The following is a 21,120-nucleotide window of genomic DNA, read 5'->3' on the forward strand; positions in this document are numbered from 1 at the left end:
ATCGGGTTGGTTGTGCCCCTTTTTCCGCTGTCCGCATCGTTGGGCGGGCTATTTATAAGCGAAAGGGATGAAGCAAACATGAAATTACAAACGCTGCTGTCACGCTTGCCCGGCTTTTGGGTGCATCGCGGGGGCAACCCGGATATCGTTGCGTTGGAGATGGACTCGCGCCATGTCACGCCTGGTTCTCTCTTTTTTTGTGTGAAAGGATTTACCGTGGATGGACACGATTTTGCCGAACAGGCGGTGGAGCGCGGGGCGGTGGCGATTGTCGCCGAGCGCCCGCTCTCGGTGAATGTGCCGGTTGTTGTTGTGCCGGACAGCCGGCGAGCGATGGCGATTTTAGCGGATGCGTTTTACGGTCAGCCAACTCACCGCCTTCATTTAATCGGAGTGACGGGCACAAACGGTAAAACAACGACGACTCATATCATTGAGCAGGTGGCGAGAAAAGCCGGCAAGAAAACCGGACTCATCGGCACGGTTGGGACGAAAATCGGCGACCGTTCTTACCCGGCAGTGAATACGACACCGGAGTCACTTGTCTTGCAGCGTACGTTTAAACAAATGGTTGACGAAGGTGTGGAGTTTGTAACCATGGAAGTGTCATCACACGCCCTTCACCAAGGACGGGTGCACGGTTGCGATTACGACGTCGCCGTGTTTACGAACTTGACACAAGACCACTTAGACTATCATGGAACAATGGAAGAATATCGGAACGCCAAAGGGCTGCTGTTTGCCCAACTTGGCAACCGTTACGACGAGCGGCGGCCAAAATTTGCCGTTCTCAATCATGACGACCCCGTTTCGCAATATTATAAACATATGACAGCTGCACCGATCATCACATATGGCATAAAGGAAAAAAGCGATGTGATGGCAGAGCAAATCGAAATGACTCCCGGCGGCATGGCATTTCAACTGTGCACTCCGCATGGGACCATGGCGATCGAAACGAAGCTGGTCGGCCTGTTTAACGTCTATAACCTCCTCGCTGCCACAGCCGCTTGCCTTGCGTCCGGCTTTTCGCTTGCGACGATTGCCGAGGCGCTCGCTAATGTCTCGCCGGTGCCGGGGCGGTTTGAAACGGTCGATGAAGGGCAAAATTTTACTGTTATTGTCGATTATGCTCATACGCCGGATAGTGTGGAAAATGCACTGAAAACCGTGCGGCAATTTGCAAAGCGAAACGTGTATGTTGTGATCGGCTGCGGCGGTGACCGCGACCGAACAAAGCGGCCGCTCATGGCGCAAGCGGCGGTGCGCTATGCGGATGTCGCTGTTTTTACCTCCGACAATCCGCGCTCGGAAGACCCGAGGCAAATTTTGCGCGATATGGAGGCCGGCGTTAGTGCTGGGGACGGGACGTATGTGACCATTCCCGACCGGGAAGAGGCGATCCGGTATGCCATTGGGCAGGCGCAAGAAGGTGATGTCGTGTTAATTGCCGGCAAAGGGCATGAAACGTATCAAATCATTGGCGACGATGTGATCGACTTTGACGATCGCGCTGTCGCCCGAGCGGCGGTGAAGGAGAGAAGATGACGATGGTTACGTATAAAATGGTGCAATCCATCGCGGTGGAGGCGCGCGGCATTATCGATGAGACGATTCGTTTTCACGCCGTGTTTGTCGACCCCGCGAAGCAAGTGAAAAAAGGGCTGTTCGTTCCGCTCAAAAATGCGGCGGAAACGTTGAAAACAGCCATTGATCATGGGGCGATCGCTTCATTTTGGCCGATCGGCGAGCCGCTGCCCCGCTATATTCCCAACCAGTTTCCGCTCTTTTTTGTTCCGTCGCCGCTTGAAGCGGCTGCCAGGTTGCTTGAGCGGTACTTAGGGCAAAGCGAGGGCGACGGGGGCACGGAATTTTCTTTTACGTTCTCGGAAAAAGGCGGAACATACGCTCCAGCTGATACTGAAGCTCGCCTGCAGCTCGCTGAACTGCAGAGAAGGTGGCTGAGCGTGCGGCCGGCAAAAGGATGTGACGATTCATGCCAGAGCAAATAATCGTCATTGCGATGGCGGTCTCCTTTTTAATCACAGTCATTTTGTCCCCGCTATTTATCCCGTTTTTGCGACGGTTAAAATTTGGGCAAAGTATTCGAGAGGAAGGACCGAAGTCGCACCAAAAAAAATCGGGCACTCCGACAATGGGCGGCATAATGATTTTGCTTTCCATCATTGCGACGACCGTATGGGTGACGGCCAAGTTTTCCGTTCTTTCGGCGGGGACATATTTATTGTTGTTTGTAACGATCGGTTATGGGGTGCTCGGCTTTTTAGACGACATGATTAAAGTTGTGATGAAGCGAAATCTTGGACTGACAAGCCGGCAAAAATTTATCGGCCAGCTCATCATTGCGGTCATTTTCTTTTTTGTCTATCGGCAAAGCGGTTTTTCGACAGCGCTACATATTCCCGGCACTGACTGGTCGTTTGACCTTGGTTGGGCATACGGGGTGTTGCTGTTGTTCATGCTCGTTGGCGGTTCGAACGCTGTCAATTTGACCGATGGGCTTGACGGGCTGCTCGCCGGAACGGCGGCCATCGCCTTTGGCGCTTACGCCGTCTTGGCTTGGAATCAAGGCCAGTACGACGTGGCTGTGTTTTGTGTGGCTGTTGTCGGCGCCGTGCTCGGCTTTTTAGTGTTTAACGCTCATCCGGCGAAAGTGTTTATGGGCGATACCGGTTCGCTTGCGCTCGGCGGAGCGATTGCCGCCGTCGCTGTCTTAACGAAGCTTGAGCTGCTGCTTGTTGTGATCGGCGGCGTGTTTGTCATTGAGACGCTGTCGGTCATTATTCAAGTTGCCTCATTCAAAATGACCGGTAAGCGCGTCTTTCGTATGAGTCCGCTCCATCATCATTATGAGCTCGTCGGCTGGTCGGAATGGCGCATTGTCGTCACGTTTTGGGCTGTCGGCCTTTTATTCGCAATGCTAGGAATTTATATCGAGGTGTGGATTTAATTGAAACCGACTCCTTTTTATCAACATCGTCGTGTGCTTGTCATTGGATTGGCTAAAAGTGGGGCGGCGGCGGCTCGGTTGCTTGCTGAATTAGGTGTTGAAGTCGTCGCCAACGACCAAAAACCGTTGGAGGAAAATGCGGAGGCGAAGAAGCTGGAGCAGCTCGGTATCCGCGTCGTTTGTGGTGGTCATCCGCTCGAGCTGCTCGATGAGCCATTTGATCTTGTTGTGAAAAATCCAGGAATTCCGTATACAAACCCGTTGGTCGAAAAGGCGCTCGAAAAAGGGCTTCCGATTGTGACAGAAGTGGAGCTTGCCTATCGTATTTCTGAGGCGCCGTTTATCGGTATTACCGGGTCGAACGGAAAAACGACGACAACGACGCTCATTTATGAGATGTTAAAGGCGGACGGCCAAGACCCGCTGCTTGCTGGCAATATTGGTCTTGTGGCCTGCGAGGTGGCAAAGGAAGCGAAACCGGATCAATGGCTTGTCACCGAGCTGTCTTCGTTCCAACTGGCCGGCATTGACGAGTTTCGTCCGAGGATCGCGGTCTTGCTCAACATTTTTGACGCCCACTTGGATTACCACGGGACGAAAGAAGCATATGCAGCGGCGAAGGCGAACATTTTCCGCAACCAAACAGCACACGATTACGCCGTCGTCAATGCGGATGATCCGCTTGTGATGGACATCGTCTCGTCCGTTCGGGCGCAAAAGGTGCTGTTTTCGGTGACAAAGCCGCTTGGTGAAGGGGCGTACGTCCAAGATGGCACTGTTTATTGGAACGGTGAGTCGGTCATCCAGATCGCCGACATCGTTCTCCCCGGTCAGCACAATTTGGAAAATATTTTAGCTGCAGTAGCAGCTGCTAAACTAGCTGGCGCTAGCAATGAGGCCATCCGTCGGGTGTTGACGACGTTTACGGGCGTGAAGCACCGACTTCAATATGTGGCTGAAGTCGACGGACGGCGATTTTACAATGATTCGAAGGCGACGAACATATTGGCGACGCAAAAGGCGCTCGCGGCGTTTGCTGATGAGCCGGTCATTTTGCTGGCCGGTGGGCTTGATCGCGGCAATGAATTTGATGCCCTTCTCCCATACTTGCAACAGGTCAAAGCCATGGTGCTGTTTGGCCAAACGGCGGCCAAGATTGGCCGCGTGGCTCGGGAGGCGGGAATAGAAACGGTAGAATATGTCGATAATGTGGAAAAGGCCGTCCCGGTTGCCTTTCGGCTTTCAGAGCCGGGCGATGTCATTTTGCTCTCTCCGGCATGTGCTAGTTGGGATCAATATAAAACTTTCGAGGAGAGAGGGGACATTTTTATTAACGCCGTGCATAAGTTGAAATAGAGGGAAAGGGACAGCCCTTTCCCTCTAGTTTACAAAATAGAGGTGTTGGGCATTGCCGCGAAAAAAGTCTGCACCGGATTTTTTGCTCATTATTTTAACGTTTTCGCTCTTAGCGATCGGGCTTATTATGGTGTACAGTGCGAGCGCCATCTGGGCAGAATACAAGTTTAACGATTCGTTTTTCTTCGCCAAGCGTCAGCTTTTATTTGCCGGCGTTGGCGTGATCGCCATGTTTTTTATGATGAACATCGATTATTGGACGTGGCGCGATTGGTCGAAAGTGCTGCTCGGTGTTTGTTTTGTGCTGCTCATCCTTGTGCTTATTCCGGGAATCGGCATGGTGCGCAATGGATCGCGAAGCTGGATCGGCGTCGGGGCGTTTTCCATTCAGCCGTCTGAGTTTATGAAGCTTGCTATGATCGCCTTTTTAGCCAAATATTTATCTGAAAACCAAAAAAAGATTACGTCGTTTAAACAAGGGTTGCTGCCGGCGCTTTTGCTCGTGTTTGCTGCTTTCGGAATGATTATGCTGCAACCGGATTTAGGGACGGGCACCGTCATGGTCGGAACATGTGTGACGATGATTTTCGTTGCCGGCGCCCGCCTCAGCCATTTTATCGGTCTTGGTGTATTGGGGCTCGCCGGGTTTGTGGCCCTCATCTTATCAGCTCCATACCGGATTAAGCGGATTACGTCGTTTTTAAACCCGTGGGAAGACCCGCTCGGGAGCGGATTTCAAATCATTCAGTCGCTGTACGCCATTGGGCCGGGCGGCTTGTTCGGTCTTGGGCTTGGGCAAAGCCGGCAAAAGTTTTTTTATTTGCCGGAGCCACAAACGGATTTTATTTTCGCGATTTTAGCTGAAGAGCTTGGTTTTATTGGTGGTTCGCTCGTCCTTCTTTTGTTTAGCCTTCTTCTCTGGCGCGGCGTGCGCATCGCCCTTGGCGCTCCTGATTTGTACGGCAGCTTTTTGGCGCTTGGCATCATTTCGATGATCGCTATTCAAGTGATGATCAATATCGGCGTTGTTACCGGACTGATGCCTGTCACCGGTATTACTCTTCCGTTTTTAAGCTACGGCGGTTCATCGCTGACGTTGATGCTGATGGCTATCGGTGTGCTGCTCAATATTAGCAGGCATGCCCGCTACTAGACCTAGGCAGGCGGCGGCTGTCCGCCGCTTTTGTTTGCCTTGATTGGGCCGGTGGCGCTCTCGTCGAATAGTGGCGGCAAATGCGATAAAAAACAGGCTCTCTCTCGCAGTCTATTTGTGATATAATGAAAACAAGTGCAAAGGACAAAGAAACGGCAGCGGATGCCGTTTGTTTTTATTCAAATGCGGCAATGTGTTTTGTCCATGGGCGAGAATGTGGGCGTTGGACAAGAAAGCGGTGAATGCGATGGAAAAAGGAAAGGTCGTCGTTCTAGAGGATCGTGTGCCGAAGCTGAAAGAGCGGCGCCGTCAAAAAGCGAACCGTCGGCTCATTTTGTATTTGTTCTTCTTTTTTCTGTTTATCTTATGTGTCCTTTATTTTCAATCGCCGCTCAGTGCAGTGAGGCATGTGGAAGTGAGCGGCAACCGTCATCTGCCGGCGGAGCGGATCATCAGTTTGAGCGGCATTACAAAGCGGACAAGCTTTTGGAAAGTGAATGAACAAAACGTGGAGGCGAAAATTGCTCGTCATCCGGAAATTAAGGAAGCCACTGTGAAGAAGCGGCTGCCGAATACGATCGTCATCGACGTTCGTGAATGGCGGCGGGTCGCCTACGTATATAACCGGCAAACGTTTTTTCCACTGCTTGAGAACGGGCAGCTGCTAAAGCAGGAAGCGGTGAAAACGGCTCCGAGCGATGCACCGGTATTAGTCGGCTGGAAAAGTGGTGAAGCCATTGCGGAAATGACCGGGCAGCTTGCTGAACTGCCAGCGGCGGTGCTTGGTGCCATATCGGAAATTCACTACAAGCCAACCGGTGAATACAAAGACCGGGTCGTTGTCTATATGAATGATGGCTATGAGGTGAGTGCGACGATTCATAACTTTGCTGATAAGCTGTCGCATTATCCGTCGATTATCGCCGAGCTCGACCGGAATGTCAAAGGAGTCATTCACCTGGAAGTAGGCAGCTATTTTGTTCCGTATGAACCGACGAAAAAGGAGGATGACGATGAGACGAAAAGTCCGTAGCCGCGTCCTCCTTACTTTTATTTGTTTTATCTTTGGGACTATGCTTGGGTTTTCGTACCAGCATACGAAAGAGGAGGAGCCACGTCGCCAATGGAGCGACAGTGAGTGGAAAAAGGAGTACGAGTATCGTTCGGCGCTTATCGCTTTGCAAAAAGAAAACCGGTCGCTAAAGCAGCAGCTTGTCAAAAAGCAAGCTGAATTGACCGAATGGGAAAAAAAATTGGCCGAGCAACAGTCGAATGAGGTCGGGTTGGCGAAAGAGGCAGAACAGCTGCGCATGCATGTTGGAAAGGCGAGGGTCAAAGGGAAAGGCGTAGCAGTCACGCTTTCCGATTCCTCTTATATCCCCTCTGAAGCGAGTGCTACTGATTACATCGTTCATGAACAGCACGTATGGAAAGTCGTTCACGAGCTGCTTATTTCCGGTGCTGAGGCCGTTGCTATTAATGGGCAGCGTATTTCCCATCGCTCTTACATTGTCTGTAATGGTCCAGTCATTGAAGTGGACGGGACACAACATGCGGCTCCGTTTGTCATTTCGGCGATCGGCGACCCGGATGTGCTATCATCCGCGCTTGAGTTAGCCGGCGGTGTCGTCGACCAGCTAGTCGAAGACCATATCGATGTGAAAGTGGAAAAGCAAAAGAACATCGTTCTCGATCCGGTATTTGCGCCCAAACCGTAAAAAAGGGCGGGAAGGAGCGTTGAAGCATGTTGGAGTGGAAAAAACGGTTATCTTTTGTCATCGTCGCCGCCGTGTTTGGCGTGATGCTCGCGGTTGAGCTGCGGACGACGATGCCTTCAGAAGAGCGTGACACACGCGACATTTGGGAACTGCGCGCTGATTTAACGAAAGAACAACAGCTCGAGCAGCAGCTGCTTGAGGAGCTCGAAGATTATGAAGAGAAATTGCGCCATTATCAGGAGAAGGAGGCGGCAGGCGGCGGGGCGGCGCTCGAGGCGACTGTCGCTGAGCTGCGGGAGGAAGCCGGACTGACTGAAGTGAAAGGGAGCGGCATTGTGCTGATGATTGCGCCATTCTCGACGGCCGACTATGTTGGGCCAGTCACTGCGACCGTTTCCCCGGAGCTGCTGCAACGGTTAGTGAATGAGTTGAACAAATATGGGGCAAGGGAAATTGCTATCGGCGGCGAGCGGCTGACGAACCGGACGGCGATTCGCGATATCAACGGTATAACGAACGTTGGCCGCCGCCCAATCAGGCTGCCGGTTGAGGTGAAGGCGATTGCGGATGACGTGGACAAGCTGTATAGCGGATTAGCTGTTTCGCCGATTCGCGACGATTTCATCGTCGAAAACCTGGAGCTTTCGATTTCCAAACCGAAGTCGGTGATCGTCATTCCACCATCAACTGAACGGCCGGACGTAAAATACATGGAGACGGCGAGCGCCGGCAAGGAGGAGAAGTAGCATGTGGCTCCCGCTTCTCGGGATGTTGCTCGGGTTTGCTGTCGGCGTTCTCGCCGGCTGGGAAATTCCCGATGAGTATTCTAATTATTTGTCAATTGCTATTTTGGCGGCCTTTGATACATTAATCGGAGGATGGCGCGCCCATTTACAGCGGACATACGACGAACTTGTATTTATAACCGGGTTTTTTTTCAACATTATCCTTGCCACAACTTTAACTTTTCTTGGGATACATCTTGGTGTAGACTTGTATTTAGCGGCTGTGTTTGCGTTCGGTGTCCGCCTTTTTCAAAACATTGCCATCATCCGCCGCCTTTGGCTTGCCGAATGGGCGGAGCGGCGGCAAAATCGTGAAAAAAGTTAAGCAAAAGACAGGGAAAGCCTTTTGGCATGTTGAATTATATGGAGTAAAACAAAATATGGTGTTTTTGCGGAATTTATAAACTAGACATAGACAAAGAGATGGATAGAGAAATTTCAGCCGAAAAAGGAGGTGTCGCTGCTTACTGAAACGCCGGCCGATAGGTGCGTTTTTAGTAGGCAGATGCCAAAAGATGAGCAGCAATGAGATCGTCGTTAGCCTCGATGTCGGGACATCGAGCATTAAAGTGATCATTGGGGAAATGTTAGGCAGCTCGATTAACATTATCGGGGTAGGCAATGTGAAATCCGAAGGGCTCAAAAAAGGGGCGATTGTTGATATAGATAAAACGGTGCACTCGATCAAGCGGGCGGTCGAGCAAGCAGAGCGGATGGTCGGCCTGTCAATCCGCCGCGTGATTGTTGGGGTGGCAGGCAGCCATGTTCAGCTGCAAGATTGTCACGGCATTGTCGCCGTTGCGAGTGAAAATCGTGAAATTAGTGACGAGGATGTCGCTCGCGTCATCGATGCTGCGCAAGTCGTTTCCATCCCTCCGGATCGGGAAATTATCGGGATCGTTCCGCGCCAGTTTATTGTTGACGGATTAGACGGCATCCATGATCCGCGCGGCATGCTTGGTGTCCGTCTAGAAATGGAAGGGACAATGATCACGGGAGCGAAGACAATTTTACATAACCTCCTTCGTTGTGTGGAACGGGCTGGCTTGGAAATTAGCGATATTTGCCTCCAGCCGTTGGCGGCCGGTTCGCTTGCGTTATCCGATGACGAACGGCATTTAGGTGTTGCACTCGTCGACCTAGGGGGCGGTTCGACAACGGTCGCCGTCTTTGAGCAAGGCGGGTTGCAGGCTGTATCTTCGCTTCCGGTCGGCGGGGAACATATTACAAAAGATCTGGCCATCGGGCTGCGCACAACAACAGAAGACGCCGAAAAAATTAAACTGAAGCATGGGCATGCATTTTATGACTATGCCTCGGAAGAAGAGGTATTCACCGTGCCAATCATGGGCACCGATCAGCACCAGCAGTTCAGCCAGCTTGAGATCGCCGACATTATTGAAGCAAGGCTGGAGGAAATTTTGCAAATGGTTCAGCATGAAGTGCGCCGTCTCGGGTTTCGCGACCTTCCTGGCGGCTATGTGCTGACAGGTGGTGTGGCGAATATGCCAGGGGTGCTGGAACTGGCACACGTCGTCTTAGGGACGAGCGTCCGCGTCGCCCTGCCGGATTATATCGGTGTGCGTGACCCGCAATATACGATCGGCGTCGGCTTGCTCAAATTCGCCTACCGGCAAGCGCAGCTGCAAGGAAAAACGGTTCCGGTTGCTGCGGCGGCGGAGCCGATTGAGCGCCCCGCACCAAAACAGCAGCCGAAACCAAAAAAGAAAGAAGACCATTTTGGGAAAAAGGTCAAGAAATTTTTCGGATCTTTCTTTGAATAGAGACTGAAATTTAGGAGGATTTGGTTATGTTGGAGTTTGATACGACAATCGATCAGTTGGCAACAATCAAGGTGATTGGGGTCGGGGGCGGCGGCAACAACGCCGTCAATCGGATGATTGAACACGGAGTGCAAGGTGTGGAGTTTATTGCAGTTAACACGGATGCACAGGCGCTCAAATTATCGAAAGCGCCGACGAAGCTGCAAATTGGGGCGAAACTGACGCGCGGTTTGGGCGCAGGCGCAAACCCGGAAGTCGGAAAAAAAGCCGCGGAAGAAAGCAAAGAGCAAATTGAAGAAGCGCTCCGCGGTGCGGATATGGTGTTTGTTACCGCCGGGATGGGCGGTGGCACAGGAACAGGCGCGGCGCCAGTCATCGCCCAAATCGCACGCGAATTAGGAGCGCTGACGGTCGGCGTCGTTACGCGCCCGTTCACTTTTGAAGGGCGGAAACGGGCGACGCAAGCCGCAAGCGGCATCGCCGCCATGAAAGAAGCGGTCGATACGCTGATCGTCATTCCGAACGACCGGTTGCTTGAAATTGTCGATAAAAATACGCCGATGCTTGAGGCGTTCCGCGAAGCGGACAACGTGCTGCGCCAAGGGGTGCAAGGCATCTCTGACTTGATCGCCGTGCCGGGGCTCATCAACCTCGATTTCGCTGACGTGAAAACGATCATGTCAAACAAAGGTTCGGCGTTGATGGGCATCGGAGTGGCCAGCGGTGAAAACCGGGCTGCAGAGGCAGCGAAGAAGGCGATTTCCAGCCCGCTGTTGGAAACATCCATTGACGGAGCGCAAGGTGTGCTAATGAACATCACTGGCGGGATGAATTTAAGCTTGTACGAAGTACAGGAAGCGGCTGATATCGTCGCTTCAGCAGCCGACCAAGAAGTGAACATGATTTTTGGCTCGGTCATCAACGAAAACTTAAAAGATGAAATTGTCGTCACTGTCATCGCGACCGGCTTTAACGAAAACGTTGCTTCGCAACCACGGCCATCGCGCGTCGGCATCAGTACAGCGCCGAAAGTGACGCCGGCGCCGAAGCGGGAAAAGCGCGAAGAGCCGACACAAGACTATGCGGCGCTTCGTTCAGGGCAAGCGGAAGATCCGCTTGACATTCCAGCTTTCTTGCGTAATCGCAACCGTCGCCGTTAAGATGAAACCAGGCATGAACAACTTGTTGTTCATGCCTATTTTTATTGAAATCAAGTTTTTCGCCTTGCTTAAGTTGCAGACGGCTTGTTTCATCCGCCGTGATTCCCCTCACTTTGACAAAACATCCTTTTTTTCACCATCACCGATTGACAGACTTTCCCTCATGATGTGCTATATACTTGTTTCAGACAAAGCTAATGTGGGCGGGGGGAGGGGCTTACTGTTTGATCGTTTACGTCGATGTGATTTGGCTGCTCAATGTCTGTTTTGACGCCTTGCTTCTTTGGCTGGCAGCGCTCATGCTCAAGCGACCGGTCATTTGGTGGCGCCTGTTGGCTGGGGCGTTGATCGGTTCACTGCTTGTCGTGTTGTTGTTCACCCCGTTTTCTGCCATCGCCCAGCACCCACTTGTGAAAGTGGCGGTTTCGATCTTAATTGTGCTTGCTGCTTTCGGCTTTAAGCGGCCGCGCTATATGATCGAGAACATGATGGCATTTTACTTTGCGACGTTCGCTATCGGCGGCGGCATGCTGGCTGTCCATTATTTGTTCGTGCCGCAGCTGTCCGTTCAGCAAGAATGGTTGATCATGCCCCCCGGAGCGGGCGACCCGGTCAGCTGGTTGTTTGTTGTGATTGGTTTTCCGGTGCTATGGCTTTTTTCCCGCCGCCGTGTGGAAAACATTCGTGAGAAAAAACTGCGTTTTGAACATATTATTGACGTCATCGTTGTTTGGGATGGCCGGCCGCTGGCGCTGCGTGGGCTTATTGACAGCGGCAATCAGCTGTTCGATCCAGTGACGAAAACGCCGGTGATGGTTGTTGATAGGGAAAAAGCAAAGGAAGTGCTGCCTGAGGAGCTGACGATGCATATGGCGACCATGACGTTTGACGATCTACCAGAGCAGTGGGCTCATCGCCTCCGTCTCATTCCGTACCGCGCGGTTGGGAGCGGCCCGCAAATGATGATGGCGATCAAGCCGGACCGCATCATGCTTTTGTATGAAGATCAATGGCTTGAGGTGAAGCAAGGGCTTGTTGCCTTAAGTGCCGACTCGCTATCGACTGATGGGGAGTATAGCTGCATCGTTCATCCGAAAATGGTGCAGTCGGGAAGAAAGCTGACCGCTTCGTAGTTCGTTACTATATCATACTCGCTTTTTATCCGTTTAGAAGGGGGATTTTTATGAAAAAGTGGAAACTTCGCTTCATGTATTGGGTGTATAAGCTTCTGGCGAAACTCGGTTTGAAGACGGATGAGATTTATTATATCGGCGGCAGTGAAGCGCTCCCTCCGCCGCTGACGAAAGAGGAAGAGGAACGGCTGATCGAGCGGTTGGCGGTCGGTGATAAGACAGCGCGGTCGCTTCTCATCGAGCGCAACTTACGCCTTGTCGTTTACATCGCGCGCAAATTTGAAAACACCGGCATTCATATCGAGGACTTGATCAGCATTGGAACGATCGGACTGATTAAGGCGGTCAACACGTTCAATCCAGAGAAAAAAATCAAGCTGGCGACATATGCTTCACGCTGCATTGAAAATGAAATTTTAATGTATTTGCGCCGCAATAATAAAGTGCGGGCGGAAGTGTCATTTGATGAGCCGTTGAATATTGACTGGGACGGCAATGAGTTGCTGCTGTCTGATGTGCTCGGCACGGAAGATGATGTGATTACGAAAGACTTGGAAGCGGATGTCGATCGGCGCCTGTTGCTGAACGCCTTGCGCCAGCTGAGCGACCGTGAAAAGCAAATTATGGAACTGCGTTTTGGTCTTTCGGGTGGTGAGGAAAAAACGCAAAAAGATGTTGCTGATTTGCTCGGTATTTCGCAATCGTACATATCGCGGCTTGAGAAGCGGATCATTAAACGGTTGCGTAAAGAATTCAATAAGATGATGTAGCCGGCGGCAGGGGCAGATGCTCTGCCGCTTTTTTTCAGCCCGGACAGGCTGTGCATATTTTTCCCTCCTAAGGAGATACTGAAAACTGACGACTTAGCATCTCCTGATGGGAGGGAACAACTTGACGAGGAACAAAGTCGAGATTTGCGGCGTGGATACTTCAAAGCTTCCCGTCCTCAAAAATGAGGAAATGCGTGAACTGTTTCAACGGATGCATGAAGGGGATTTGGAGGCGAGAGAAAAATTAGTAAACGGCAATTTGCGCCTTGTGTTGAGCGTCATCCAACGCTTTAACAACCGTGGCGAATTTGTTGATGATTTGTTTCAAGTCGGTTGCATCGGACTTATGAAATCGATTGATAATTTTGATTTAAATCAAAATGTTAAGTTTTCCACGTATGCGGTGCCGATGATTATCGGCGAAATCCGCCGCTATTTGCGTGACAACAATCCGATCCGCGTTTCGCGCTCGCTGCGCGATATTGCCTACAAAGCGTTGCAAGTGCGAGAGCGGCTTATGGGTGAGACAGCGAAAGAGCCGTCGACGGAAGAGATTGCGAAAGAACTTGGTGTCGCCCATGAAGAAGTCGTTTTGGCCCTCGATGCCATTCAAGATCCGGTTTCGCTATTTGAACCGATTTACAATGACGGCGGCGATCCGATTTACGTGATGGATCAGCTGAGCGATGAGCGCAACCGCGACAGTCAATGGATTGAAGAAATCGCATTGAAAGAAGGGTTGCGGCGGTTAAATGAGCGGGAAAAAATGATCATCCGCAAACGATTTTTCCAAGGGAAAACACAAATGGAGGTCGCTGAGGAAATCGGTATTTCCCAAGCGCAAGTATCGCGGTTGGAAAAAGCAGCGATCCGGCAAATGAATAAAAACATCCAAGTGTGAGCGGCTGCTGGAGCAGCCTTTTTTCTTTGTTACATAACCTGTTTGGCGGCGTCATATAGATGAAAAAGAGGAGAGGAAAGGCGGGGGAATGAACCGTGATGAGAATTTCAGAGTTTCAGACAAAAGATGTTGTCAATGTAGCCAATGGGAAAAAGCTCGGCAATATTGGGGATATTGACATCGATCTCGATACAGGCAAAATTCGTTCATTGATTATTTTAGGAGCTGGAAAGATGCTCGGGCTGTTTGGGCGTGAGGAAGCGGTCGTCATTCCGTGGCAAAACATTGTCAAAATCGGAGCTGATGTCATTCTAGTCCGTTTGCACGATACGGAGTGATGCTATGATACTATGTTGAGACACTAATGTTTCAACAAAATTGTAAATAAAGGTTATCACGTTTAAGCAAACTATGATAAAATAGGAAAAAAAGTGATAAAAATCTACAAAAAAAGCGTGAGGTTGACACGAATGCCGGACATTTTTCAACAAACGGCTTATGAATGGCTTCTCTGCGGGGCTCCCCCATTCGCCGGGGCCGTCGCAGGGATAACGACGAAACAAGGCGGGGAAAGCAAAGGATCGTTCGCTTCCTTGAATATGGGACTGCATGTTGGCGACGACCGCACTGCCGTCGTCAATAATCGGCGCCGTCTAGCCGCATCGCTTGTTTTTCCCCTTGATGATTGGGTGTGCTGTGAGCAAGTGCACGGCGCCGTGATCCAGAAAGTGACGAAAAGCGATCGGGGAAGCGGGGCACAAGATTTCGCTACAGCAGTTCGGGGCGCTGACGGGTTGTATACGGATGAGGCGGGAGTATTGCTCGCCCTTTGTTTTGCTGATTGTGTGCCTGTCTATTTTATGGCTCCATCCGTCGGCTTGGTCGGTCTTGCTCATGCTGGTTGGCGAGGAACGGCCGGCGGTATCGCTCAAAACATGGTACGGCTTTGGCAAGAACGCGAGCATGTTGCACCCGCTGATATGTACGCTGCCATTGGACCAGCCATCGGCCCGTGCTGCTACACGGTCGATGACCGGGTGATCGACGGTTTGCGTTCGACTGTTCCTGCGGGCAGCCCTTTGCCATGGCGTGAAACAAGCCCAGGGCAATATGCGCTTGACTTAAAGGAGGCGAATCGGTTGCAGCTTATTGCTGCCGGTGTTCCTGATAGCCATATTTACGTGTCCGAACGCTGTACAAGCTGTGAGGAGACACTGTTTTTTTCTCACCGCCGCGACCGCGGGACAACGGGACGGATGTTGGCGTTCATCGGCCGAAGGGAGGAGACGACATGACGGTACGTGACAACTTAGCTGCCATTCGCCGGCAAATTGAGGGAGCTTGCGCCCGCGTTGGCCGCGATCCGGCCGACGTACGCATCGTAGCAGTAACGAAATATATTAATGCGGCAAGAGCGCAGGAGGTGCTTGATGCCGGCATTGTCGACCTCGGCGAAAACCGTTCCGACCAACTGCTGCAAAAATATGAGGTTATCGGGAAACAAGCGACGTGGCATTTTATTGGGACGCTCCAGTCGCGCAAGGTGAAGGAGATTATCGATAAAGTCGATTACATTCATTCGCTTGACCGCCTTTCGCTTGCTAAGGAGATTGAGAAGCGGGCGGTGCGTCCAGTGAAATGTTTTGTGCAGGTGAACGTATCAGGTGAGGCGACGAAGCACGGGCTCGCCCCTGACGAAACAGTCCCGTTTATCGAACAGCTTCGCTCGTTTCCATGCATTGAAGTGATCGGATTGATGACGATGGCGCCGCATACGGAGGACAAAAGTGTATTGCGCGCTTGTTTCCGTCAATTGCGAATGCTCAAAGAACGCGTCCAGGCGTTAAATTTGCCTTATGCACCATGCACCGAGCTGTCGATGGGCATGTCAAACGACTATGAGATCGCCATCGAGGAAGGAGCGACGTTTGTACGCATCGGCAGTGCGCTTGTCGGATCATTGTAGGAGGTGAGACGGGTGGGATTGATGAAAAAATTTCGCGATTATTTTTTAGAGGAAGACTACGAAGACTATGAAGAAGAATATGAAGCGCCGCAGCAGGAAGAGGAGGCGCTGCCGCTGAAGACAGCCAACAAGACGAATGTTGTCAGCTTGCAAAGCGTGCAAAAATCAGCGAAGGTCGTGCTTGCCGAGCCGCGGGTGTACGCCGAGGCGCAAGAGATTGCCGACCATTTGAAAAGCCGGCGGGCGGTCATCGTCAATTTGCAGCGTATCCAGCATGAGCAGGCAAAACGGATCGTCGACTTTTTAAGCGGTACCGTGTACGCCATTGGCGGTGACATTCAGCAAGTCGGCACGAAAATTTTTTTATGCACGCCGGAAAACGTTGACGTCAGCGGCGCGATTTCGCTTGATGGCGAGGATGACAGACCGATGAAGAGGTGGTAGCCGTTGGATTATGTGCTCACGTTTTTGACGACGCTCATTCAAGTATATTCGTATGCGTTGATCATTTATATTTTAATGTCATGGTTTCCGAACGCCCGTGAGACGCGGTTCGGCCAGTTGCTCGCTACCATTTGCGAGCCGTATCTAGAGCCATTTCGGCGCGTTATCCCGCCGCTTGGCATCATTGACATCTCCCCGATCGTCGCCTTTATTGTCCTTGAGTTTGCGACAAGAGGGCTATATGCATTGTTTGATATCCTTAAAGCGCAGTTTTAGCCGCCGTTTTGCGCCGTTGGCGGCATTTGCTGCAGCCTGATGATGAAGGTCAATGGGCAGCGCTCATGGAGAGGAATCCATTGCGGGTTCCTTTCTTTAATGAATACGGAGTGAACGGGAATGGAACTGTATCAGCACTTTCGTAAAGAGGAACACCCATTCATTGATCAAGTGCTCGAGTGGAAGGACACGGTGAGCCGCCAATACGCACCTAAGCTGACGGATTTTCTTGACCCGCGTGAGCAGCAAATCGTCCAAAGCATTGTCGGCAGCGATGAAGACGTGCGTGTGTCCTTTTTTGGCGGCGTCCCGTTCGCCGAGCGGAAGCGGGCGTTTCTTTATCCGCCGTATATCGAGCCGGATGAAGGCGACTATGACATCGTCTTGTTTGCTGTCCGCTATCCGGATAAATTCATTTCCCTTGAACACCGCGACGTCTTAGGTGCACTCATGTCGCTCGGTTTGCGGCGCGGCAAGTTCGGTGATATTCTCGTCCAAGGAGGAGAAATCCAATTTTTCGCCGCCGCGGAGGTGGCCGATTACATTCGTCTTCATGTCGAGACGATCGGCAAAGCTCGAGTTACACTTGAGCCGTTGCCGCTGTCGGCTGCCATGCCGATTGAAGAAACATGGCAAGAAGGGACGGTGACCGTCTCTTCGCTGCGGCTTGATGCTGTGCTTGCCCAAGCATTCCGTCTCGCGCGTGATAAGGCGCGAACGCTTGTTGAAAGCGGGCTTGTCAAAGTGAACTGGAGAGTGGTGGACAAGCCGGATTTCGTCTGCGGACCGGGTGATGTGTTGTCAGCGCGTGGTTTTGGTCGCTGCAAGCTGTTTTCTGTGGAAGGGCCGACGAAAAAAGAGCGCTGGCTCGTGCGTATCGGCCGACAAAAATAATCAAACAGCAGCAGGAAATGGGCAAATCGTGTCGAATTAAGCAAGAAAAGGAAAGATGGAGACGGAGGTGGCCATTGTGCCGTTAACGCCATTAGATATTCACAACAAGGAATTCAGCCGCGGATTTCGCGGGTATGACGAAGATGAAGTGAACGAGTTTCTTGATCAAATCATTAAAGACTACGAAATGCTCATTCGCGAAAAGCGGCAGCTCGAAGAAAAAGTTGCGGAGCTGACGGAAAAACTGAACTATTTTTCTAATATTGAGGAAACATTGAACAAGTCGATTCTTGTCGCCCAAGAAACGGCGGAGGAAGTGAAGCGCAATGCGCAAAAAGAGGCGAAGCTGATCATTAAAGAAGCGGAGAAAAACGCTGAACGCATTATCAGCGATGCGTTGGCGAAATCGCGAAAAATCGCGATGGAAATTGAAGAATTGAAGCGGCAATCGAAAGTGTTCCGCACCCGCTTCCGCATGCTCGTCGAAGCACAGCTGGACATGATTAACAACCGCGATTGGGATGACTTGATGGAATACGAGATGCCTGACTTGGAGGAAGAGATGAAAGAACCGCTGTCCCAGCCTTGACGAACGCCATTTGTCTCATTTATAATAAATGGCAAAAATCGTTGTGCTGACCGCCATTGGTGCGGTTGGCTTTTGAGCGAAGAAAACATGCGATCGACGATGATAGGGACAGTAGCTCTTGAATAGCTGGTTGCAGCGAGCCGGGGATGGTGGGAGCCCGGTATCGGCGCAAGAGTGAACATCACCCTGGAGTTCCATGCCGAACGTCAAAGTAGGCCATGGCGCGTCATTCCCGTTACGAATGAAAAGTGGGCTATGCGTTGATTTGTCATGGCCAAAAAGGGTGGTACCGCGAGACCGTTCTCGTCCCTTGCCGGGAGAGAACGGTTTTTTATTTTGATTTGATTCTTGGAGGAGGAGCAAAGAGAGATGGACTACAAAGAGACGCTGCTCATGCCGCAAACGGAGTTCCCGATGCGTGGCAACTTGCCGAAGCGGGAGCCGGAAATGCAAAAAAAATGGGAGGAAATGGACATTTACCGGAAAGTGCAGGAGCGGACGAAAGGACGGCCGCTGTTTGTGCTGCACGACGGCCCGCCATACGCCAACGGTGATATTCATATGGGCCATGCATTAAATAAAATTTTAAAAGATATTATCGTCCGCTACAAGTCGATGAGCGGCTTTTGTGCGCCGTATGTGCCTGGCTGGGATACACATGGCTTACCGATTGAAACGGCACTGACGAAGCAAGGTGTCGACCGCAAATCGATGAGTGTCGCTGAGTTCCGCAAGCTGTGCGAACAATACGCGTATGAGCAAATCGACAACCAGCGCCAACAGTTTAAACGGCTCGGGGTGCGGGGCGATTGGGACAACCCGTACATTACGCTCAAGCCGGAATACGAAGCCCAGCAAATTAAAGTGTTCGGTGAAATGGCGAAAAAAGGGCTCATTTATAAAGGGCTGAAGCCGGTGTATTGGTCGCCGTCGAGCGAATCGGCGCTCGCCGAAGCGGAAATCGAATATAAAGACAAACGGTCGCCGTCGATTTATGTCGCGTTCCCAGTTAAAGATGGTAAAGGTGTGCTTCAAGGGGATGAACGAATCGTCATTTGGACGACGACACCGTGGACGATTCCAGCGAACTTGGCGATCGCCGTTCACCCGGATTTGGACTACTATATTGTCGAAGCAAACGGGCAAAAATACGTTGTTGCTGCGGCCTTGGCGGAATCGGTAGCGAAAGAAGTCGGCTGGGAGGCATGGTCCGTCGTCAAAACGGTAAAAGGAAAAGAACTTGAGTACGTAGTCGCCAAACATCCGTTTTACGAGCGCGACTCGCTTGTCGTCTGCGGCGAGCACGTCACGACCGACGCCGGTACCGGCTGCGTTCATACGGCACCAGGACACGGGGAAGACGACTTTATCGTCGGACAAAAATACGGGCTTCCGGTTCTTTGCCCGGTTGATGAGCGCGGCTATATGACAGAAGAAGCGCCTGGATTTGCAGGGATGTTTTACGACGAGGCGAACAAAGCGATTACACAAAAGCTCGAGGAAGTTGGAGCGCTCCTTAAGCTCAGCTTCATTACCCACTCGTATCCGCATGATTGGCGGACGAAGCAACCGACAATTTTCCGAGCGACGACACAATGGTTTGCCTCCATTGATAAAATTCGTGATCAACTTCTTGATGCCATCAAGGAAACGAAATGGGTGCCAGAATGGGGAGAAATCCGCATCCATAACATGGTGCGCGACCGCGGTGACTGGTGCATCTCCCGCCAACGCGCTTGGGGCGTGCCAATTCCGGTCTTTTACGGCGAAAACGGCGAGCCGATCATCACAGATGAGACGATCGAGCACGTGTCAAACCTATTCCGCCAGTACGGCTCGAATGTTTGGTTTGAGCGTGAGGCGAAAGACTTATTGCCGGAAGGATTCACCCATCCGTCCAGCCCGAACGGCCTCTTTACGAAAGAGACGGATATTATGGACGTCTGGTTTGACTCCGGTTCGTCGCATCAAGCCGTGCTTGTTGAACGCGATGACCTAGAGCGTCCGGCTGATTTATACTTAGAAGGATCTGACCAATATCGCGGCTGGTTTAACTCGTCGCTGTCTACAGCCGTTGCCGTCACCGGAAAAGCACCGTATAAAGGGGTGTTAAGCCATGGCTTCGTTTTAGACGGCGAAGGGCGAAAAATGAGCAAATCGCTCGGCAACGTCGTCGTGCCGGCCAAAGTCATGGAACAGCTCGGTGCCGACATTTTACGCCTTTGGGTCGCCTCGGTTGACTATCAGGCGGATGTACGCATTTCCGATAACATTTTAAAACAAGTGTCCGAAGTGTATCGGAAAATCCGCAATACGTTCCGCTTTATGCTCGGCAACTTGTTTGATTTTGACCCGAATCAAAACGCTGTGCCGGTTGGGGAGCTTGGCGAAGTCGATCGCTACATGTTAGCGAAATTAAATAAACTCATCGCTAAAGTGAAAAAGGCGTATGACAGCTATGATTTTGCTGCTGTTTATCATGAGATGAACCATTTCTGCACCGTCGAGTTAAGCGCATTTTATTTGGATATGGCGAAAGACATTTTGTACATCGAAGCGGCCGATTGTCGTGCCCGCCGTGCGGTGCAGACGGTGCTGTATGAAACGGTTGTCGCCTTGGCGAAGCTCATTGCGCCGATTTTGCCGCACACGGCCGATGAAGTGTGGGAGCATATCCCGAACCGGAAAGAGCAAGTGGAAAGCGTCCAGCTCACCGACATGCCGGAGTCAATGGCCATCGATGGTGAAGAAGCGCTGCTTGCGAAATGGGATGCGTTTATGGATGTACGAGATGACATTTTAAAAGCGCTCGAGAATGCGCGTAATGAAAAAGTGATCGGTAAGTCGCTCACGGCGAGCGTCACTGTTTACCCGAAAGACGAAGTGCGGGCGCTTTTGGCTTCGATCAACGAGGACTTGCGCCAACTTCTCATCGTTTCCGCGTTTTCGGTCGCCGATGAATCGTATGACGCCGCGCCAGCCGAAGCAGAACGGCTCAACCATGTGGCCGTCATCGTTCGCCCGGCGGAAGGTGAGACGTGCGAACGTTGCTGGACGGTGACACCGGACGTCGGACGCGATGAGTCCCACCCGACGCTTTGTCCGCGCTGCGCACATATTGTGAACGAACATTATTCGGCATAACAAAAGCGGCAGGCTGCCTTCCTGGCGGCCTTGCCGCTTCGTTTGTTTGCCATGGCCAAGTATGGTACAATGCTGA

General features: G+C 51.6%; 22 protein-coding genes and 1 other annotated feature. All 22 genes read left to right on the forward strand.

The genetic code is table 11. The features are described 5' to 3' along the window. Positions 1-78: 78 nt before the first annotated feature. Positions 79-1,548: a UDP-N-acetylmuramoyl-L-alanyl-D-glutamate--2,6-diaminopimelate ligase gene (locus DSM465_RS0101055; RefSeq protein ID WP_029760419.1), complete on the forward strand. Its 1,470-nt coding sequence runs from the start codon at positions 79-81 to the stop codon at positions 1,546-1,548. Beyond that, entirely contained in the window at positions 1,545-2,012 is a 468-nt protein-coding gene (locus DSM465_RS0101060) for a hypothetical protein (protein WP_008878689.1), read from the forward strand. The genes DSM465_RS0101055 and DSM465_RS0101060 overlap by 4 nt, the downstream gene beginning before the upstream one ends. Further along, a complete protein-coding gene (gene mraY, locus DSM465_RS0101065) occupies positions 1,997-2,971 on the forward strand; it encodes a phospho-N-acetylmuramoyl-pentapeptide-transferase (RefSeq protein ID WP_008878688.1) in 975 nt (324 codons plus the stop codon). Before DSM465_RS0101060 ends, mraY begins: the two co-directional genes overlap by 16 nt. Further along, the gene (gene murD / locus DSM465_RS0101070; protein WP_029760420.1) at positions 2,972-4,327 is read left to right on the forward strand and encodes a UDP-N-acetylmuramoyl-L-alanine--D-glutamate ligase; all 1,356 of its coding nucleotides are present in this window, start codon (positions 2,972-2,974) and stop codon (positions 4,325-4,327) included. 52 nt (positions 4,328-4,379) lie between these two features. Next, entirely contained in the window at positions 4,380-5,480 is a 1,101-nt protein-coding gene (gene spoVE, locus DSM465_RS0101075; protein WP_008878684.1) for a stage V sporulation protein E, read from the forward strand. Between the two features lie 247 nt (positions 5,481-5,727). Beyond that, positions 5,728-6,513 (forward strand): cell division protein DivIB, encoded by a 786-nt coding sequence (gene divIB / locus DSM465_RS0101080; RefSeq protein WP_029760421.1) that lies wholly within the window; start codon positions 5,728-5,730, stop codon positions 6,511-6,513. Next, positions 6,494-7,198, forward strand: a complete 705-nt coding sequence (locus tag DSM465_RS0101085; protein ID WP_029760422.1) for a DUF881 domain-containing protein — start codon at positions 6,494-6,496, stop codon at positions 7,196-7,198. The genes divIB and DSM465_RS0101085 overlap by 20 nt, the downstream gene beginning before the upstream one ends. Positions 7,199-7,227: 29 nt before the next feature. After that, on the forward strand, positions 7,228-7,944 hold the full coding sequence (locus tag DSM465_RS0101090) for a DUF881 domain-containing protein (protein ID WP_369802836.1): 717 nt from the start codon (positions 7,228-7,230) through the stop codon (positions 7,942-7,944). Between the two features lies 1 nt (position 7,945). After that, positions 7,946-8,308: a small basic family protein gene (locus tag DSM465_RS0101095; protein WP_008878680.1), complete on the forward strand. Its 363-nt coding sequence runs from the start codon at positions 7,946-7,948 to the stop codon at positions 8,306-8,308. A gap of 190 nt (positions 8,309-8,498) precedes the next feature. Next, positions 8,499-9,767 carry a cell division protein FtsA gene (gene ftsA / locus DSM465_RS0101100; protein ID WP_008878678.1) on the forward strand — a complete coding sequence of 423 codons (1,269 nt, stop codon included), beginning with the start codon at positions 8,499-8,501 and terminating at the stop codon, positions 9,765-9,767. A gap of 26 nt (positions 9,768-9,793) precedes the next feature. Then, positions 9,794-10,927 carry a cell division protein FtsZ gene (ftsZ, locus tag DSM465_RS0101105; RefSeq protein ID WP_008878677.1) on the forward strand — a complete coding sequence of 378 codons (1,134 nt, stop codon included), beginning with the start codon at positions 9,794-9,796 and terminating at the stop codon, positions 10,925-10,927. 224 nt (positions 10,928-11,151) lie between these two features. Continuing rightward, positions 11,152-12,060 carry a sigma-E processing peptidase SpoIIGA gene (gene spoIIGA, locus DSM465_RS0101110; RefSeq protein ID WP_008878675.1) on the forward strand — a complete coding sequence of 303 codons (909 nt, stop codon included), beginning with the start codon at positions 11,152-11,154 and terminating at the stop codon, positions 12,058-12,060. A gap of 50 nt (positions 12,061-12,110) precedes the next feature. Next, entirely contained in the window at positions 12,111-12,830 is a 720-nt protein-coding gene (gene sigE, locus DSM465_RS0101115) for an RNA polymerase sporulation sigma factor SigE (protein ID WP_008878674.1), read from the forward strand. Between the two features lie 121 nt (positions 12,831-12,951). Then, positions 12,952-13,731: an RNA polymerase sporulation sigma factor SigG gene (sigG, locus tag DSM465_RS0101120; protein WP_008878673.1), complete on the forward strand. Its 780-nt coding sequence runs from the start codon at positions 12,952-12,954 to the stop codon at positions 13,729-13,731. A gap of 95 nt (positions 13,732-13,826) precedes the next feature. Continuing rightward, positions 13,827-14,069: a YlmC/YmxH family sporulation protein gene (locus tag DSM465_RS0101125; protein ID WP_008878672.1), complete on the forward strand. Its 243-nt coding sequence runs from the start codon at positions 13,827-13,829 to the stop codon at positions 14,067-14,069. Positions 14,070-14,201: 132 nt separating this feature from the next. Further along, positions 14,202-15,026 carry a peptidoglycan editing factor PgeF gene (gene pgeF, locus DSM465_RS0101130; protein ID WP_029760424.1) on the forward strand — a complete coding sequence of 275 codons (825 nt, stop codon included), beginning with the start codon at positions 14,202-14,204 and terminating at the stop codon, positions 15,024-15,026. Beyond that, positions 15,023-15,697 (forward strand): YggS family pyridoxal phosphate-dependent enzyme, encoded by a 675-nt coding sequence (locus DSM465_RS0101135; protein ID WP_008878670.1) that lies wholly within the window; start codon positions 15,023-15,025, stop codon positions 15,695-15,697. Before pgeF ends, DSM465_RS0101135 begins: the two co-directional genes overlap by 4 nt. A gap of 12 nt (positions 15,698-15,709) precedes the next feature. Then, positions 15,710-16,141 (forward strand): cell division protein SepF, encoded by a 432-nt coding sequence (locus tag DSM465_RS0101140; protein ID WP_008878669.1) that lies wholly within the window; start codon positions 15,710-15,712, stop codon positions 16,139-16,141. A 3-nt stretch (positions 16,142-16,144) separates the two neighbouring features. Further along, positions 16,145-16,417, forward strand: a complete 273-nt coding sequence (locus DSM465_RS0101145; protein WP_008878668.1) for a YggT family protein — start codon at positions 16,145-16,147, stop codon at positions 16,415-16,417. 120 nt (positions 16,418-16,537) lie between these two features. After that, the gene (locus DSM465_RS0101150) at positions 16,538-17,311 is read left to right on the forward strand and encodes a YlmH family RNA-binding protein (protein ID WP_008878667.1); all 774 of its coding nucleotides are present in this window, start codon (positions 16,538-16,540) and stop codon (positions 17,309-17,311) included. A gap of 76 nt (positions 17,312-17,387) precedes the next feature. Beyond that, complete coding sequence (locus DSM465_RS0101155) at positions 17,388-17,900, forward strand: DivIVA domain-containing protein (RefSeq protein WP_008878666.1); 513 nt, start codon at positions 17,388-17,390, stop codon at positions 17,898-17,900. 90 nt (positions 17,901-17,990) lie between these two features. Beyond that, positions 17,991-18,214 (forward strand) — a binding site (T-box leader). A gap of 55 nt (positions 18,215-18,269) precedes the next feature. After that, on the forward strand, positions 18,270-21,044 hold the full coding sequence (ileS, locus tag DSM465_RS0101160; RefSeq protein ID WP_029760425.1) for an isoleucine--tRNA ligase: 2,775 nt from the start codon (positions 18,270-18,272) through the stop codon (positions 21,042-21,044). The last annotated feature ends 76 nt before the right edge of the window (positions 21,045-21,120 follow it).

This window comes from Geobacillus thermodenitrificans subsp. thermodenitrificans DSM 465, assembly GCF_000496575.1.
Lineage (GTDB): Bacteria > Bacillota > Bacilli > Bacillales > Anoxybacillaceae > Geobacillus > Geobacillus thermodenitrificans.